Here is a 14,667-nt window from a genome sequence, read left to right on the forward strand (position 1 = left end):
TTAACCGGCGGCCGGGGGCGGCGGAGTTTGCGCGGGGGGCGGGGCGGGAGGGGGCGTTTCGCCCTGACCGATGGTCCCCAGGGGGCGGGGCTTCGGCGACGGGGGCGGTTCCTCCATGGCGCGACGGACTTCCTGTTCGACTCCGCTGGTGGCCTTCTTGAATTCGCGGACGGCCCGGCCGAAGCCACGGGCGAGGTCGGGCATCCGGTTGGCCCCAAAGAGCAGCAGGATCACAAACATGATCATGAGCAGCTCGGGACCGCCGATGCCCTCAATGAAGGCGGGGGGTAGGGTAGGAAAGCCGGTCATGCTGGAAGAGAAGGTGGGGTTAATCCCGATAAAATCAACCGAGCGAAATTTCGACGTAGAATTTCTGGGTCTGGCCCGGGGCGACGCTGTGCAGGCCGACCTTGGTCTCGGGCGCATTGGGCGGTCCCATCCAGGGCTCGATGCAATAGTACGGGGACTTTTCGTCCGCGGTCCAGGTGACCACGGCCAGGTCCTTGGCGGTGCTGCCGGCCATGCTGGTGCGGAAGTAGAGGCGGTTGCCGGTGCCGGCCTCGGTGACGGCGAAGACCTCCCGTTTCAGGCCGGTGTGGATCAGGTCGACGAGGTTCGGATTATCCAGGGTGGACCGGGTCTCGGTCTGGGGGCCGGCGGCGAGCTGACCCTGCTCATCGCGTCGCAGGTGCTTGGTGGCGGTGGTCTCGAGCGTGTAGTCGCGACGGGTGCGGCCGGGGCTCCACGGCAGGGTGAAATAGAAGTGGTGGCCGGCCGACCAGGGCATGGGCGTGTTGCCCAGATTGGTCAGCTGCAGCTCGACGAACAGGGCGAGGGGGTCGAAACGGTAGCTCACGACGAATTCGTAGTCGTAGGGGTAGGCCGCCTTGGCGGCCTCGTCGGGCACGAACTGGGCGGAGAAGCCGCCCTCGTCGAGGCGGGTGAGGCGGAACTGACCCTGCCGCGCCAGGCCGTGCATGGGCATGGGGCGGCGCACCCCGTCCTCAGCCCGCCAATGGTGGATCTCGCCGCGGTCGTAGGTGCGGCCGTTGAAGGGAAAGAGGATCGGGTTGCCGCCGCGGATGCTCGCGATGGCATCCAGGTTGTCCACCTCGGGCCAGTACAGGATGTCGCGCACACTGCCGTCGCCGAGGGTGACGTTCCAGTTCATGAGCCGCGCGCCCTTTTCCGGCAGGGCGAGAAAGGACGAGGCGCCGACCTGCCACTTGAAGATTGTGTGCCCGAGATACGGGATGCGTTCCATGGCTTGTTGGTAAAACGTAATGCCGCGTGTGTTCCAAGACAAAGTCGGACAATTTTCCGCCGGTGGGTTCGCGGCGGGTTAAACTTGAAAGAATCCAGCCAATTGTAAGTTGGCCGCGCTTGCTACGCGTGGGAGGGAAGGTAGGCTGGCCGCGATGTTTCGACAGCTGATCATGTTCGTAGTTTTGCTGGTGGCGTCCCTCGCTGGCCAGGCCCAGGAACCCGCCGCCACGGCCGCGCCCGCCGTTACGCCGAAGACGGTAGTCTATGTGATTCCGGTGCGGGACGAAATCAGCACTCCCACGCTCTATATTCTCCGGCGGGGACTGAAGGAGGCGATCGAGCGCAAGGCCGACGTGGTGCTCCTCGACATGGACACCCCGGGTGGCGCGCTGGACAAGACTTTCGAGATCATGGAGGCGCTGGAGAAGTTCCCGGGGCTCAAGCTGACCTACGTGAACAAGGAGGCGATGTCGGCCGGGGCGTTCATCTCGGCCGCGACGGATGAGATCTATTTCGCCCCCAGCTCCGTCATCGGCGCCGCGGCCCCGGTGCTGTCTACGGGGGGCGACGTGGACAAGACGATGAAACAGAAGATCGTCAGCTACCTGCGGGCCCGGGTGCGCGCCACCTCGGAAGGAAAAGGTTACCGCGGCCAGGCCATCGAGGCGATGATCGACGAGGATTTTGAATTCAAGATCGGGGACAAGGTGTTGAAACCCAAGGGTGAGTTGCTGTCCTTGACGGCCTCGGAGGCGATGCAGCCCTATGGTGAGCCGCCGCAGGCCCTGCTGGGTGCGGGCAAGGCGGCGGACATCGCCGCCTTGCTGGCCGGAAAATACGGCGCGGGGAATTACACGGTGCATCAATTTGAGGTCACCTGGTCGGAAAAGGTGGCCCAATATCTCAATGCTATCGCCCCGATCCTGATGGGGCTCGGCATGCTCGCCCTGTTTGTGGAATTCAAGACCCCGGGCTTCGGTTGGCCGGGCATCGCGGGGCTGGTCATGCTGGGGGTCGTGTTTCTCGGACATTACGTGGCCGGTTTTTCGGGCCACGAGCCGGTGCTGCTTTTTGCCCTCGGCCTGCTGCTCATCTCGGTGGAACTGTTCTTTTTCCCGGGTCTGGTCGTGGCGGGCGTCACCGGGGCGGCGATGGTCCTCGGGTCGTTAGTCTGGGCCATGGCGGATATCTGGCCGCATGAGCCGATCCGGTTTTCACGGGAGCTTTTCCTGGGGCCGCTGCAAAATCTCGGGCTGGCGCTGGTGATCACGGCCGCCTTGGCCGCCGCGTTGCTGCGCTACCTGCCCCGGGCTTGGTTCTGGGACAAGATGGTGCTCGCGACCGCGATTGCCGGGACGTCCGGCGAACCGGTGACCAATGATCCCCTGATCGGCGCGGTGGGCGTGACGGTGACCCCGATGTTCCCCAGCGGCGAGGTCGCGATCGACGGACGCCGCTATGAAGCCAAGCTGGCCCTGGGCCACGTGGCGGCCGGCACCCCGGTGGTGGTGTTGGGCCGGGAAGGATTTGCCCTGCTGGTCGAACCCAAAATCTCATGACCGCCATCATCCTCTTCTTTGCCCTTGGGCTGGTGCTGCTGTTTTTCGAGGTTGTTGTGCCCGGGGCCATCCTGGGCATCATCGGCGGCATCTTCATGCTCATCGGCTGCGGGCTGGCCTTCACGGCGTATGGAGTGGGCGGGGGCGCGCTGGCGGTCCTCGTGGCCGTGCTGCTCCTCGGGCTGACCTTCTATCTGGAATTTTATGTCCTGCCTCGCACCCGGATCGGTCGAAAAATGTTCCTCGACAGCACGGTGCGGGGCGCCAGCCATCAGCCGCCCGCCCAGGCGGCCGACGTGGTCGGCCAGCTGGGCGAAGCCTTGACCCCGTTGGCACCGTCGGGCTTCGTCCTGATCGGCGGCAAACGCTACGAAGCGGCGTCGCAAAGCGGCCTGCTCCCCAAAGGCGCCCCCGTCAAGGTGGTGGGCGTCGACACTTTCCGCCTTACTGTTTCCAAACCCTAAATTCCTCCCCTTATGCAATCATTCGGAATCGTCGGTATCGTTATCGTCATCGTCGCCGCCCTCGTGCTGGTCGGCATCTTCTGGTCCTTTTTCGGCGTGTGGATTCGCGCCTGGCTGGCCGGTGCGCCGGTCGGCTTGGTCACCTTGGTGGCCATGCGGCTGCGGCAGGTTCCCCACGGCGTGATGGTGGATGCGCGCATCCGGGCGACCAAGGCCGGCATCCAGCTGTCCATCGACGACATCGAGGCGCAGTACCTGGCCGGCGGCAATGTGCTCGCGTGCGTGCACGCGCTCATCGCGGCCCAAAAGGCCGGCATTGCGCTCGATTGGAACCGCGCCTGCGCGATCGATCTCGCGACGAAGGGCTCGGGCAAATCCGTGGAGGAGGCCGTGCGCACCTCGGTCGACCCGAAGGTGATCGACTGCCCGAATCCCGAGGGTGGCCGGACGACCATCGACGGCGTGGCCAAGGACGGCATCCAGGTGAAGGTCAAGGCACGCGTGACGGTCCGCACCAACCTGGACCGGTTCGTCGGCGGCGCCAAGGAAGACACGATCATCGCCCGCGTGGGTGAAGGCATCGTCTCGACCATCGGCTCGTCCGAGAGCTACAAGGTCGTGCTCGAGTCGCCGGACAGCATTTCCAAGACCGTGCTGGCGCGCGGCCTCGACGTGGGCACGGCGTTTGAAATCCTTTCGATCGACATCGCCGACGTGGACGTCGGCGAGAACGTCGGCGCCAAGCTGCAGGAAGCGCAGGCCGAGGCGAACAAGAGCATTGCGCAGGCGCAGGCGGAAATCCGGCGCGCGGCCGCCGTGGCGGTCGAGCAGGAGATGAAGGCCCGCGTGCAGGAGATGCAGGCGGAGGTCGTGCGGGCCCAGGCGCAGATCCCGCTGGCGATGGCCGAGGCCTTCCGTTCCGGCCGGCTTGGCGTCATGGACTATTACAAGATGGAGAACATCCAATCTGACACCGCCATGCGTGGTTCCATCGCTAATCCCGAGGGCAAGAAGTAAGGGTGGGGAAACCCCTCCTGCGACACTCTGCCACCTCCGCTATTCCGACCCATGAAATGGATCCAATGGCTCATCGATAACGCCTGGACGGTGATCATCGTCGGCACCGTCCTGGCGCAGATGCTCCAGGCGGTTTTCAAGAAGAAGGGCGGGGATCCGACGGTGGGGGAGGAGCCGCCCAAGGAATACGAATTCGAGGATCCCGAGCTGGCGGAGCGGACGCGGCAGATCCGCGCGGAGATCCAGCGCAAGATCGAGCAGCGGACGCGCGGACAGGAAGAGGCTCCCCCGCTGGTCGTGGAGGCCACGCCACCGCCCGTCATCCGGGAGGTCGTCGTGACGCGTGACGCCGAGGCGGCGGGCTACACCCGCGCCGAATCGCAACGTCAGGCGGAGATTCTGGAGCAGCAGGCGGTTTGGGCGGAAAAATTAAAGGAAGCGCAACGCCTGAAGGCATCGATTGAGAAGCGCACACTATTCGAGTCGGCCACGGCCGACCATTCCAACGACGCGAGGACCTTGAGTCGCGGCGGTCTGATCACCGAGTTGCGCACGCCGGAGGCCTTGCGACGGGCTTTTGTCCTGCGTGAGGTGCTTGGTCCGCCGGTGGCGCTGCGATAGAACGCCGGCCCGGTGCGGGTTAGAACCCGGCGCCAGGCGCGGGGGTTAATCCAGCGCGAAGCGGCCGTAGCCGTCGAGCGGGACCGGGTAGCTGCGGCCGTTGACCTCCATGCGGAGGTTCTTGCCGGCCTCAACGGTGATGAGGAGCTTGCCCTGCTTCTTGAAGGACTTGGTCTCACCCTTGACGAGCGCACCATTGTAGAGGGTGGCGCCGTCGAAATCCTGGACGACCTTGACGCGCGTGGCTTCCACGGCGGTGAGGGTGAGGGTCTGGGCCGGATCGGCCTGAACGGTGGGCGCTGGCGGCTCGGCGGCCGCCACCGGTTTGGCCGGCGTGCTGGAGAACAGCACGTTGATGAGGAGAATGACGACGACGATGACGACGATGGCGCCACCACCGAGGAGGCCGAACTTGAGAAGCATGGCCTTGTCCCGGGCGGCCTGGCTGCTGGTGGCGGTTTCGCCGCTCTCCTGGCTGCGGGCCTCGCCGGCGCCGAAATCCACCCGCCCGAGCGGCTCGCGTTGTTCCCGGCGGGCCGGTTTGCCGTCGCGGACGAGGGTGGCGTCGACCTCGCTCACCAGGCGCTCGGGATCGAGTTCAAGGTAGCGGGCGTAGGTGCGGACGAAGCCACGGATGTAGAGGGCGGGCAGGTCGATGTCGAAGGAGTTGGCCTCGAATTTCTGCAGGTAGTCACCGCGGATCTTGGTGTGCTCCGCGGCCTCGCGGATCGAGATGCCCTTGCGCTTGCGCGCCTCCTCGAGTCGTTCGCCGATGGTCTGCATGGGAATTGGTTAGGAAAGGAGGCGGGGCATGTCACCACGAAACGCGCGCCCGGGGTGAAAATCAGCGTGAAACCGGACCGGGCTCAGGGCTGGTAGGTGTCGAGATCGACCAGGATCTCGCGGGGCGAGGAGCCGTTCTCCGGGCCGACGATGCCCTTTTGCTCCATCAGGTCCATGATGCGGGCGGCGCGGTTGTAGCCGATGCGCAGGCGGCGCTGCATCATCGAGGTGGACGCGCGGCGCGTGGACTTCAGGACATCATAGGCCTGGGCGAAGAGGTCGCCGTCGTCGCCCATGTCGCCGTCGTCCTCGCCTTCCTCATCCTCGTCGTCCTCGCGGGCGGCGCGGTCGATCTGCTGCTGGACGGCCTGGGCGTACTGGGGCGGCCCGTTCTTCTTGAGGAACTCGACGATTTCCTGGACTTCCTCGTCGGCGACGAAGGCGCCCTGGGCGCGCACGAGCCGGGAGCTGCCAGGCGGGGAGAAGAGCATGTCGCCGCGGCCGATGAGGGTGTCGGCGCCCTTGGTATCAAGGATGGTGCGGGAGTCGACCTGCGAGGCGACCTGGAAGGCGATGCGGGAGGGCAGGTTGGCCTTGATGACGCCGGTGATCACGTTCACCGACGGGCGCTGGGTGGCGATGATCAGGTGGATGCCGGCCGCGCGGGCGAGCTGGGCGAGGCGGGCGATGGAGGTCTCGATCTCGGCCGGGGCGATCATCATCAGGTCGGCGAGCTCGTCGATGATGGCGACGATGTAGGGCAGGCGATCGGGAATCTCGATGTCGTCGGCGACGCCCTCCAACTCGGCCTGCTGCTCGACGGGCGGAAACTCCGCCTTGGGGTCCTTCTTGCGGTTGTTGAAACCGACGAGATTGCGGACGTTGGCCTTGGCGAAAATCTGGTAGCGCTGCTCCATCTCGCTCAGCAGCCACTTGAGGGCGCCGGGGACCTTCTTGGGTTCGGTCACCACCGGGATGAGCATGTGGGGCAGGCTGTTGAAGATCTTCAGTTCGACGACCTTCGGATCCACCATGATGAGGCGCACGTCCTTCGGGCTCTTGGAGTAGAGGATGGAGGCGACGATGGAATTGATGCAGACGGATTTGCCCGAGCCGGTGGCGCCGGCGATGAGCAGGTGGGGCATCTTGGAGAGATCGGAGACGAGGGGCTTGCCGGAGACGTCCTTGCCCAGGGCGATGGGCAGCTCGGCCTTGGCGCCGACCCAGTCCTCGCTCTCGAGGATCTCGCGCATGCCCACGGGGGTGGATTTCTGGTTGGGCACCTCGACGCCGACGGCGGCCTTGCCCGGGATCGGGGCGAGGATGCGGACGGACTGGGCGCGCATGCCGAGGGCGATGTTCTTGTCGAGGCCGGAGATCTTCTCGACGCGGACGCCGGCGGCCGGAACGACCTCGTAGCGGGTGATGACGGGGCCGACGTGGATCTCGCCGAGGGTGACCTCGACGCCGAATTCGCCGAGGATGCGCAGGAGGTTCTCGGCGTTCTGGCGGTGTTCCTCCTCGCTGTTGCTTTCCACTTTCACCTGCTCGCGAAGGAGCTTGAGCGGAGGGAACTGGTAATCCTTGTCGTCGCTCTGCGGGAGCGTGACCTTGGCTTTCTTGGTTTCCTCGGGCTTGACGATGTTGAGCTCGAGCTTGCCCGCGGCCACAGCGAGGGCCTTGGGGTCGGTGGCGGGCCGGCCCTCGGCGACGGGGCGGGGCGCGGGCTTCGCGGCGGCGGGTTTGACCGGGGGGGCGGGTTCCTCGGCCGGCTTGGTCGGCGGCACCGCGGCGGGCTTGGCGGGATCGGCGAGCGGATCGGCGCCCTTGGGCACGACCATTTTCTTCGTGGTGCCGGCGTTGATCACCGGGGCGGCGGCGGTCGCCGCGGCGGCCGCGGCTTGCTTGGCCTTGGCGGCCTCCTCGCGCTGGCGGCGGATATCCTCGGCGCGGGCGGCCTTGAGGGCGGCGCGCTGCTGGCGCCACTCCGTGAAATTGTGCATCAGGCGAGTGATCTCGGCTGCGATGTCCCGGGTGAAGATGAACAGCATCCCGACGAAGTAGATCGTGCCGAGAATCAGAGCGGCGCCGAAGACACCGATGCTGTCCTTCAGGATACTGAGATAGATGAAACGTCCGATGATGCCGCCGGGCCCCTCGGGGAAGAGCTCGGTATTGGTGAAGAACAGACCCTGCATCGGAGCCAGCGCGGACAGGGAAAGGACGCAGCACACCATGGCGAGGATGCGGGTACCGGCCAGGCTGCGGGCGCTGCGTAAGTAGATGTAAGCCATCCAGAGCAAAAACACCGGGATGAGCCAGGTGGAGACGCCCAGCAGATAATACGTGCCGGCGGAAAATTCCGCGCCCACGACGCCGACGAGATTGGGTGAGACCCCGGCGGGGACGGGCAGCTGGGTGATCGTGCCGTTGACCACGTCGGTCTTGCCCGCGACCTGGAACATCACGCTCTGGGCCGGCTCATAATCGAGCAGGGCGACCGCGAGCAGGACGCCGAAAACCAGGCACACGAAAGCGGCGAGCCAATGCGGGCGATGCCGTGGCTCCTCGAATGAAGGGGTGTCCTTGTCCTTGGTTTTTGAACTCTCCGCTTTGCGCATTGCTGGCTGTGGCGGATTATTGCAGGTTCATCGCGGCAGAGGGTCAATGTAAAAGCCCTCGCCAAGATTTGCGCAAGCTGCTTGCCTGCAACGCATGACGACATTTCTTCGTTTCAAGCCCATTTATCAGGAACGTGTCTGGGGAGGCCGTGGCCTGGAGTCCTTTCTCGGCCGGAAACTTCCTGGCACCACCCCGATCGGGGAAAGCTGGGAACTGGTCGACCGGCCGGAGGCACAATCTATCGGTGTGGAGGGGCCGTGGGCGGGGAAAACGTTGCGCGAGCTTATGGCCACGCGTGGGGCCGAATTGATGGGGCCGGACTGGCCCGCGGACCGGCCGTTTCCCATTTTGGTGAAGTGGCTGGATTGCCGCGAGCGGCTGAGCCTGCAGGTGCATCCGCCGGCGCGCATCGCCCCGCAGCTTGGGGGCGAGCCCAAGACGGAGAACTGGTACGTCGCCCAGGCCGAACCCGGGGCGGCGGTGCTCGCGGGCCTGAAGCCCGGGGTCGACGCCACGGCCTTTCGCGCGGCGTTGCAGGACAACACGGCGGAATCGCTGGTGCACCGGCTGCCGACCGTGGCCGGCGATTCGTTGCTGATCCATAGCGGCGTGATGCATGCCATCGACGGCGGGAACATGATTCTCGAGATCCAGCAGAACTCTGACACGACGTACCGGGTGTACGACTGGGGGCGCATGGGGCTCGACGGCAAGCCCCGGGCGATGCACGTGGAGCAGTCCATGGCCTCGCTCGAGGCGAACACGGCCCCGGCGCCGGCCTTGGTGCGGTCCGCCGCCCAGACGGTGGTGCTGGCTGAGTGCCGGGAGTTTCGCATCACGCGGCATCGGCTGGCGGCCGGGGCGAGCCTGAGCTTCAAGGCGGGGGAGCAGGCGCGGATACTTTCGGTGGTGGGTGGCCAGCTCACCATCGGAGATTCTGTCCTGACCTTGGGGGACAACGGGTTGCTAGCGTATGCCTCGGATTATCGCGTCACGGCGACGGCGGATTCCCTGATATTGGTCACCGACGGATTCAGCTCGCTTGAAATCCAGAAACCATGAGGTAGTTTCCGGCCCCCATTCATGAGCGAGACCAGCCAGACCGAATCCACCGACACGAATCTACCGCCGAACCCGGCGGCGGCGGCCCCTGCACCGGCCGAGCCGACGCCCAGCCCGGCGCTGGACGAGCAACTGGCGTCCGCGAAGAAGGAAGCCGTGGCCAACTACGACCGCTACATGCGGGCCGTGGCCGATCTGGAAAACTTCCGCAAGCGCACGGCGCGCGACAAGGATGAGCTCCGCCAGTTTGCCACGGCGGGAGTGGTCGAAGACATCATTCCGATCCTCGATAATCTCAGCCTCGGGCTCGCGGCCGCCAAGCAGCAGACCGACGTGAAGCCCATCGTCGAAGGCCTCGGCCTCGTCTTGGAACAGTTCAAGAGCACGCTGGGTCGTCACGGGCTCAAGGAGGTCAATCCCCTCGGGCAGGCCTTCGATCATAACTTGCATGAGTGCATCTCGCACCAGCCCAGCCCTGAGGTGGCGGCGGAGCAAGTGAGCCTAGTCGTGCGCCTGGGCTACACCCTCAACGGGCGGTTGCTGCGGCCGGCGTCCGTGGTCGTGTCGAGCGGCCCGGCCCAGACCGAGGAGGCGAAGAGCTGACCATGGCTGCGGGCAAAAAACAGGACTACTACGAACTGCTCGGCGTGGCGAAGGGCGCCACCGAGGAGGAATTGAAGAAGGCGTACCGCAAGAAGGCGGTGCAGTTTCACCCGGACAAGAATCCCGGCAACAAGGAGGCGGAGGAGATGTTCAAGAAAGTCTCCGAGGCCTACGAGGTGCTGAAGGATGCGGACAAGCGCGCGGCGTATGACCGGTACGGCCATGCGGCCTTTGAGCAGGCCGGGGCAGGTCCGCGCGGCGGCGGCTTCGGCGGTGGTGGTGGCGGCGGCTTCCACGACCCGTTTGATATTTTCCGCGAGGTGTTCGGCCAGGGTGGTGGCGGCCAGGGCGGCGGGATCTTCGACCAGTTCTTCGGCGGCGAGGGCAACGGCGGCGGCTCCGGTCGCGGCTCCGACCTGCGCTACGATCTCGAAATCTCGCTGGAGGAAGCCGCGCGCGGGGTGGAGAAGGAGATTTCCTTCCGGAAACTTGGCGCGTGCGGACACTGCAGTGGCACGGGCGCCGAGCCGGGCTCGAAGAAGACCACCTGTCCGACCTGCCGCGGCGCCGGCCAGGTCACGACTTCGCGTGGATTCTTTCACGTGCGACAGGTTTGCCCGAGCTGTCACGGTGCGGGCTCACGCTTCGAAAAGGCGTGCGCGAAGTGTTCCGGCGAGGGCCGGGTCAACGAGTCGGCCAAGATCAACGTGCGCATCCCGGCGGGCGTGGACACGGGTTCCAAGCTGCGTTCCTCGGGCAATGGCGAGGCGGGTGTGATGGGCGGCTCGGCCGGGGATCTTTACATCGTGGTCCACGTGAAGGAGCACGAGGTGTTCGAGCGGCAGGGCGACGACCTGTTCTGCGAGATGCCGATCAAGTTTACCCTCGCGACGCTCGGTGGCACCATCCAGGTGCCGACGATGGAGGGCAAGGCGACGCTGAAGATTCCCGCCGGCACGCAGTCGGGCACGACTTTCCGGCTGCGGGGCCGCGGCATGCCGCGGTTGCGCGGTGGCAGCCAAGGGGACCAGCTCATCCGGGTGCAGGTGGAGGTGCCGACCGCGCTGACCGCCGAGCAGAAGAAGAAACTCGAGGAGTTTGCCCAGGTGTGTGGTGACGCCGACGAGCCGGTCTCGAAGAACTTTTTCGAGAAGGCGAAGAAGTTCTTCTGAGCCGGGTCAGGCCGCCGCTGGCCTTGGGCCGGCCGGCCGGCGGAAGACCCGCAGGAGGTTTTTGAGCCCGAAGTGATAGAGGGCGAGGAAGCAGAGCATACCCACAAGGGCGTAGATCAGGCCTTCGACCGTGGTGGGCACGGCGGGCTGATAAACGGATCCCGTGGCCCGGGCGATGCCGACATCGAGGTGACGCAGGAAAATGATCGGGCGCTCCCAAAGCGCGCTGTGCAGAAGCGCATCGTGCGCGGCCTGGAGTGAGGTGACGCGATCCGCGGCGTCGGTCATGACCCCACCGAGGCGGGCGACAGCGGGATCGGCGTTGGTGCCGGTTTGCCGAATGAACTGGTCGAGCGAAAGGCCGGCCTGCCCGGCGGTCTTTTGGAAAACGGCCAGTTGGCGCCGGGCCTCGTCGAGATGGCCGCCGAGCCGTTGCAGGTACTGTTGCATGAACTCGGGTCCTTGGGCGAAGAGCACGGCACCGGCGACGCACAGGATGCGATCGGTGAGGCTGTCGAAGATATGGAGAAATCCCCGGGCGGGCTTCATGGGCGTGAGGGTGGGCTGGATGCTGACCTTGGCAAGCCGGGCATGTTCGGGTGGGCCGGCGCAAATAATGCGTGCTTCCCCGCGGCCGCCTGACCTAACTGGGGCGATGCGAGTAGTGATCCTAGGTTCCGGACGGGGCAGCAATGCCGAGGCCATCCTGCAGGCGCAGGCAGCCGGTCGGTTGGGGCGCGCGCAGGTGGTCCGGATCCTGTCCGACCAGCCCGGAGCGGGCATTCTCGCGCTGGGGGCCAGGTTTGGGGTGCCCGCGCAGTTTGTGGATCCGGCACCCTTCAAGACCAAGCTCGAGGGGGAAGGTGAAGGGCGCTTCATTGCGGCGGTGAGGGAGGCGGCACCCGACCTGGTGGTGCTGGCGGGGTTTATGCGCGTGCTGAAGCCGGGTTTCCTTGGGGCCTTTGCGGGTAAAATCATCAATCTCCACCCGAGTCTCCTGCCGGCGTTCCCGGGGCTGGATGGAATCGGTCAGGCGTTTCGGGCGGGGGTGAAGGAAACCGGCTGCACGGTGCATGAAGTCACCCTGGCGGTGGACGCCGGGCGCATCATCGAGCAGGCGCGGGTGCCGCTTTTGCCGGACGACACCGTGGAGTCGCTCGCGGCCAGGGTCCATGCGGCGGAGCATCGCCTGCTCCCGGCGGTGATTGCCCGGCTCAGCGGGGTGGAGAACTAATTATGGCCGTATTCGAATTCAAACTGGAGGTGACCCTGGGTGCCGTGCCGGCGATCGAGGAATTGCTGGGGGAGCAGGAAGAACAGCATCTCATGGTGCTGGAGGACAAACCCTCGGGGCGGGCCTGGTTGACCGGGTATTTTGACGCGCATGAGGCCGCCTTGGCAGGCTGGAAGGGTTTTGCCGAGTTGCTTGACCTGGAATGGCTGGTCACGGAGCCGGTGATCCAGGAATTGGCCGACAAGGACTGGAAAGAGAGCTACAAGGAGCATTTCAAGGCCTGGAAATTCGACCGGTTGCACTGGGTGCCGGTCTGGGAAAAGGCCGCGTTTCGCCTACCGGCCGGAGACGCCGTGCTCTGGCTGGATCCTGGGATGGCCTTTGGTACGGGTAATCATGAGACGACCCGGCTGGTGGTGGAGCGCCTGGTCAAGTTGGCGGCGGAGAAAGGCACCGCAGGCCGGGTCATTGATGCCGGCTGCGGCTCGGGTATCCTCGCGCTTTCGGCCGTCAAGCTGGGTTACGGGCTCGTGGCGGCCTTTGACAATGATCCCCTGGCCGTGGACGTCAGCCGGGAGAATGCGGCCTTAAATGGCCTGGATGGCCGTGTAGACTTCTTTGTGGGTGATCTGGTCAGCGGACTGGCTGGCCGGCCGGCCGAGCTGCTTCTGGCCAACATCCAGGCGGATGTGTTGATCAAATTTGCCCCGGAATTGCTTGCGGCGGTGGCTCCGGGCGGGGTGCTGGTGCTGAGCGGGATCCTGGCATCGGAATCGATGCAGGTGCGCGAGGCTTTTGGAGCGTTGGCCCCGGCGTGGGGGGCGGACGCGCGCCTAATGGGGGAATGGAGCGACCTCGTGTTGCGCCGGCCCTAGACCTCAGAAGAGGTCGGTCGGGGTGCGCGACATGAAGTCTTCCATGTAGGCCGTCGTGGCTTTGCCCTCGATGAAGACGGGATCGCTCATGATCGCCTTGTGCAGCGGGATGGTGGTTTTGATGCCGCGGACGAGGTATTCGCTGAGGGCGCGGTAGGAGCGTTGCAGGGCAATCTTGCGGGTGTCGCCGAAGCAGATCAGCTTGCCAATCATCGAGTCGTAATACGGCGGGATAGTATAACCGCTGTAGGCGTGGGAATCCACGCGGACGCCATGCCCGCCGGGGCGTAATAGAGGGAGATCGTGCCCGGGGAGGGGGTGAAGTTGCGGGCGGGATCCTCGGCGTTGATCCGGCATTCGATGGCGTGTTTCTCGAACTTGATGTCGCCCTGGTCGAAGCCGAGCTTTTCGCCGTTGGCGATCCGGATCTGCTGCTTGATCAGGTCGATGCCGGTGACTTCCTCGGTCACCGGGTGCTCGACCTGGATCCGGGTGTTCATCTCGATGAAGTAATAATTGCCCTTCGCATCGACGAGGAACTCGATCGTGCCGGCGTTCTGGTATTCCGCGGCCTCGGCGGCCTTCACGGCGGCCTTGCCCATCTTCTTGCGCAGGTCGGCGGTGAGGAAGGGGGAGGGGGATTCCTCGATCAGCTTCTGGTGGCGGCGCTGCACGGAGCAGTCGCGCTCGCCGAGGTGGATGACCTTGCCATGGCTGTCCGCCAGGATCTGGAACTCGATGTGGCGGGGTTTCTCGATGTATTTCTCGATGTAGACGGCGCCGTTGCCGAATGCCTTTTCGGCCTCGTTGCGGGCAACGTGGAATTCCTTCGCGAAGGAAACATCGTTGTGGGCGATGCGCATGCCACGACCGCCACCGCCGGCGACCGCCTTGATGATGACGGGATAGCCGATCTTGCGCGCGACCTTGACCGCCTCGGTCTCGTTCTCAATCGGGCCATCGGAGCCGGGGACGGTGGTGACGCCGGCCTTGCGGACGGTGTCCTTGGCGATGGCCTTGTCGCCCATGATCCGGATGCTCTTCGATTTCGGGCCGATGAACTTGATGTTACAGGACTCGCACTGCTCGGCGAACTTGGAGTTCTCCGAGAGGAAGCCGTAGCCGGGATGGATGGCGTCGACATCGGCGATCTCCGCAGCGCTGATGATCCGGTCGGCCCGCAAGTAGCTGTCCGAGCTACGGGGGCCGCCGATGCAGATGGCTTCGTCCGCCAGCTGGACGTGCAGCGACTGGACGTCGGCCTCCGAGTAGACGGCCAGCGTTTTGATACCGAGTTCGCGACAGGCCCGGATGATGCGGAGCGCGATTTCACCGCGGTTGGCGATGAGAATCTTTTGGATCATGGGATGAAAATAGAAAGCCGGACAG

General features: G+C 65.2%; 14 protein-coding genes and 1 pseudogene. 9 read left to right on the plus strand and 6 right to left on the minus strand.

What is annotated here, in order from left to right:
• A complete protein-coding gene (locus Verru16B_RS18670; RefSeq protein ID WP_069962242.1) occupies nucleotides 1–309 on the minus strand; it encodes a Sec-independent protein translocase subunit TatA/TatB in 309 nt (102 codons plus the stop codon).
• Nucleotides 310–343: 34 nt separating this feature from the next.
• A complete protein-coding gene (locus Verru16B_RS10505; RefSeq protein WP_069962243.1) occupies nucleotides 344–1,264 on the minus strand; it encodes an aldose epimerase family protein in 921 nt (306 codons plus the stop codon).
• Nucleotides 1,265–1,436: 172 nt separating this feature from the next.
• On the opposite strand from Verru16B_RS10505, the gene Verru16B_RS10510 reads away from it, so the two are divergent.
• Genes Verru16B_RS10510 through Verru16B_RS10525 form a run of 4 tightly spaced genes read left to right on the plus strand, consistent with a single transcriptional unit; the run spans nucleotide 1,437 to nucleotide 4,927 of the window.
• On the plus strand, nucleotides 1,437–2,825 hold the full coding sequence (locus Verru16B_RS10510) for an NfeD family protein (RefSeq protein WP_237023386.1): 1,389 nt from the start codon (nucleotides 1,437–1,439) through the stop codon (nucleotides 2,823–2,825).
• Nucleotides 2,822–3,289, plus strand: a complete 468-nt coding sequence (locus tag Verru16B_RS10515; protein WP_069962245.1) for an NfeD family protein — start codon at nucleotides 2,822–2,824, stop codon at nucleotides 3,287–3,289. Before Verru16B_RS10510 ends, Verru16B_RS10515 begins: the two co-directional genes overlap by 4 nt.
• A gap of 12 nt (nucleotides 3,290–3,301) precedes the next feature.
• Entirely contained in the window at nucleotides 3,302–4,306 is a 1,005-nt protein-coding gene (gene floA, locus Verru16B_RS10520; RefSeq protein ID WP_099093280.1) for a flotillin-like protein FloA, read from the plus strand.
• 51 nt (nucleotides 4,307–4,357) lie between these two features.
• Nucleotides 4,358–4,927: a hypothetical protein gene (locus Verru16B_RS10525; protein ID WP_069962247.1), complete on the plus strand. Its 570-nt coding sequence runs from the start codon at nucleotides 4,358–4,360 to the stop codon at nucleotides 4,925–4,927.
• Nucleotides 4,928–4,972: 45 nt separating this feature from the next.
• Here the strand turns inward: Verru16B_RS10525 and Verru16B_RS10530 are convergent, their stop codons facing one another.
• Nucleotides 4,973–5,710 (minus strand): helix-turn-helix domain-containing protein, encoded by a 738-nt coding sequence (locus Verru16B_RS10530; protein WP_069962248.1) that lies wholly within the window; start codon nucleotides 5,708–5,710, stop codon nucleotides 4,973–4,975.
• A gap of 83 nt (nucleotides 5,711–5,793) precedes the next feature.
• A complete protein-coding gene (locus tag Verru16B_RS10535) occupies nucleotides 5,794–8,331 on the minus strand; it encodes a DNA translocase FtsK (RefSeq protein ID WP_069962249.1) in 2,538 nt (845 codons plus the stop codon).
• A gap of 94 nt (nucleotides 8,332–8,425) precedes the next feature.
• On the opposite strand from Verru16B_RS10535, the gene Verru16B_RS10540 reads away from it, so the two are divergent.
• From Verru16B_RS10540 to dnaJ, 3 genes are read left to right on the plus strand one after another with little or no spacing between them, the layout of a single operon-like run.
• Nucleotides 8,426–9,394: a type I phosphomannose isomerase catalytic subunit gene (locus tag Verru16B_RS10540; RefSeq protein WP_069962250.1), complete on the plus strand. Its 969-nt coding sequence runs from the start codon at nucleotides 8,426–8,428 to the stop codon at nucleotides 9,392–9,394.
• Nucleotides 9,395–9,415: 21 nt separating this feature from the next.
• Nucleotides 9,416–9,997: a nucleotide exchange factor GrpE gene (locus tag Verru16B_RS10545; protein ID WP_069962251.1), complete on the plus strand. Its 582-nt coding sequence runs from the start codon at nucleotides 9,416–9,418 to the stop codon at nucleotides 9,995–9,997.
• 2 nt (nucleotides 9,998–9,999) lie between these two features.
• A complete protein-coding gene (dnaJ, locus tag Verru16B_RS10550; protein WP_069962252.1) occupies nucleotides 10,000–11,169 on the plus strand; it encodes a molecular chaperone DnaJ in 1,170 nt (389 codons plus the stop codon).
• Nucleotides 11,170–11,175: 6 nt separating this feature from the next.
• Here the strand turns inward: dnaJ and Verru16B_RS10555 are convergent, their stop codons facing one another.
• On the minus strand, nucleotides 11,176–11,718 hold the full coding sequence (locus Verru16B_RS10555) for a DUF2937 family protein (protein WP_069962253.1): 543 nt from the start codon (nucleotides 11,716–11,718) through the stop codon (nucleotides 11,176–11,178).
• A 106-nt stretch (nucleotides 11,719–11,824) separates the two neighbouring features.
• On the opposite strand from Verru16B_RS10555, the gene purN reads away from it, so the two are divergent.
• Together purN and Verru16B_RS10565 are read left to right on the plus strand one after the other, a co-directional pair.
• On the plus strand, nucleotides 11,825–12,403 hold the full coding sequence (gene purN, locus Verru16B_RS10560; protein WP_069962254.1) for a phosphoribosylglycinamide formyltransferase: 579 nt from the start codon (nucleotides 11,825–11,827) through the stop codon (nucleotides 12,401–12,403).
• A gap of 2 nt (nucleotides 12,404–12,405) precedes the next feature.
• On the plus strand, nucleotides 12,406–13,278 hold the full coding sequence (locus tag Verru16B_RS10565; protein WP_069962255.1) for a 50S ribosomal protein L11 methyltransferase: 873 nt from the start codon (nucleotides 12,406–12,408) through the stop codon (nucleotides 13,276–13,278).
• Between the two features lie 3 nt (nucleotides 13,279–13,281).
• Here Verru16B_RS10565 and accC read toward each other — a convergent pair.
• Nucleotides 13,282–14,642: pseudogene (gene accC / locus Verru16B_RS10570) on the minus strand (acetyl-CoA carboxylase biotin carboxylase subunit).
• Nucleotides 14,643–14,667 lie beyond the last annotated feature (25 nt).

This window comes from Lacunisphaera limnophila (assembly GCF_001746835.1).
GTDB lineage: Bacteria > Verrucomicrobiota > Verrucomicrobiia > Opitutales > Opitutaceae > Lacunisphaera > Lacunisphaera limnophila.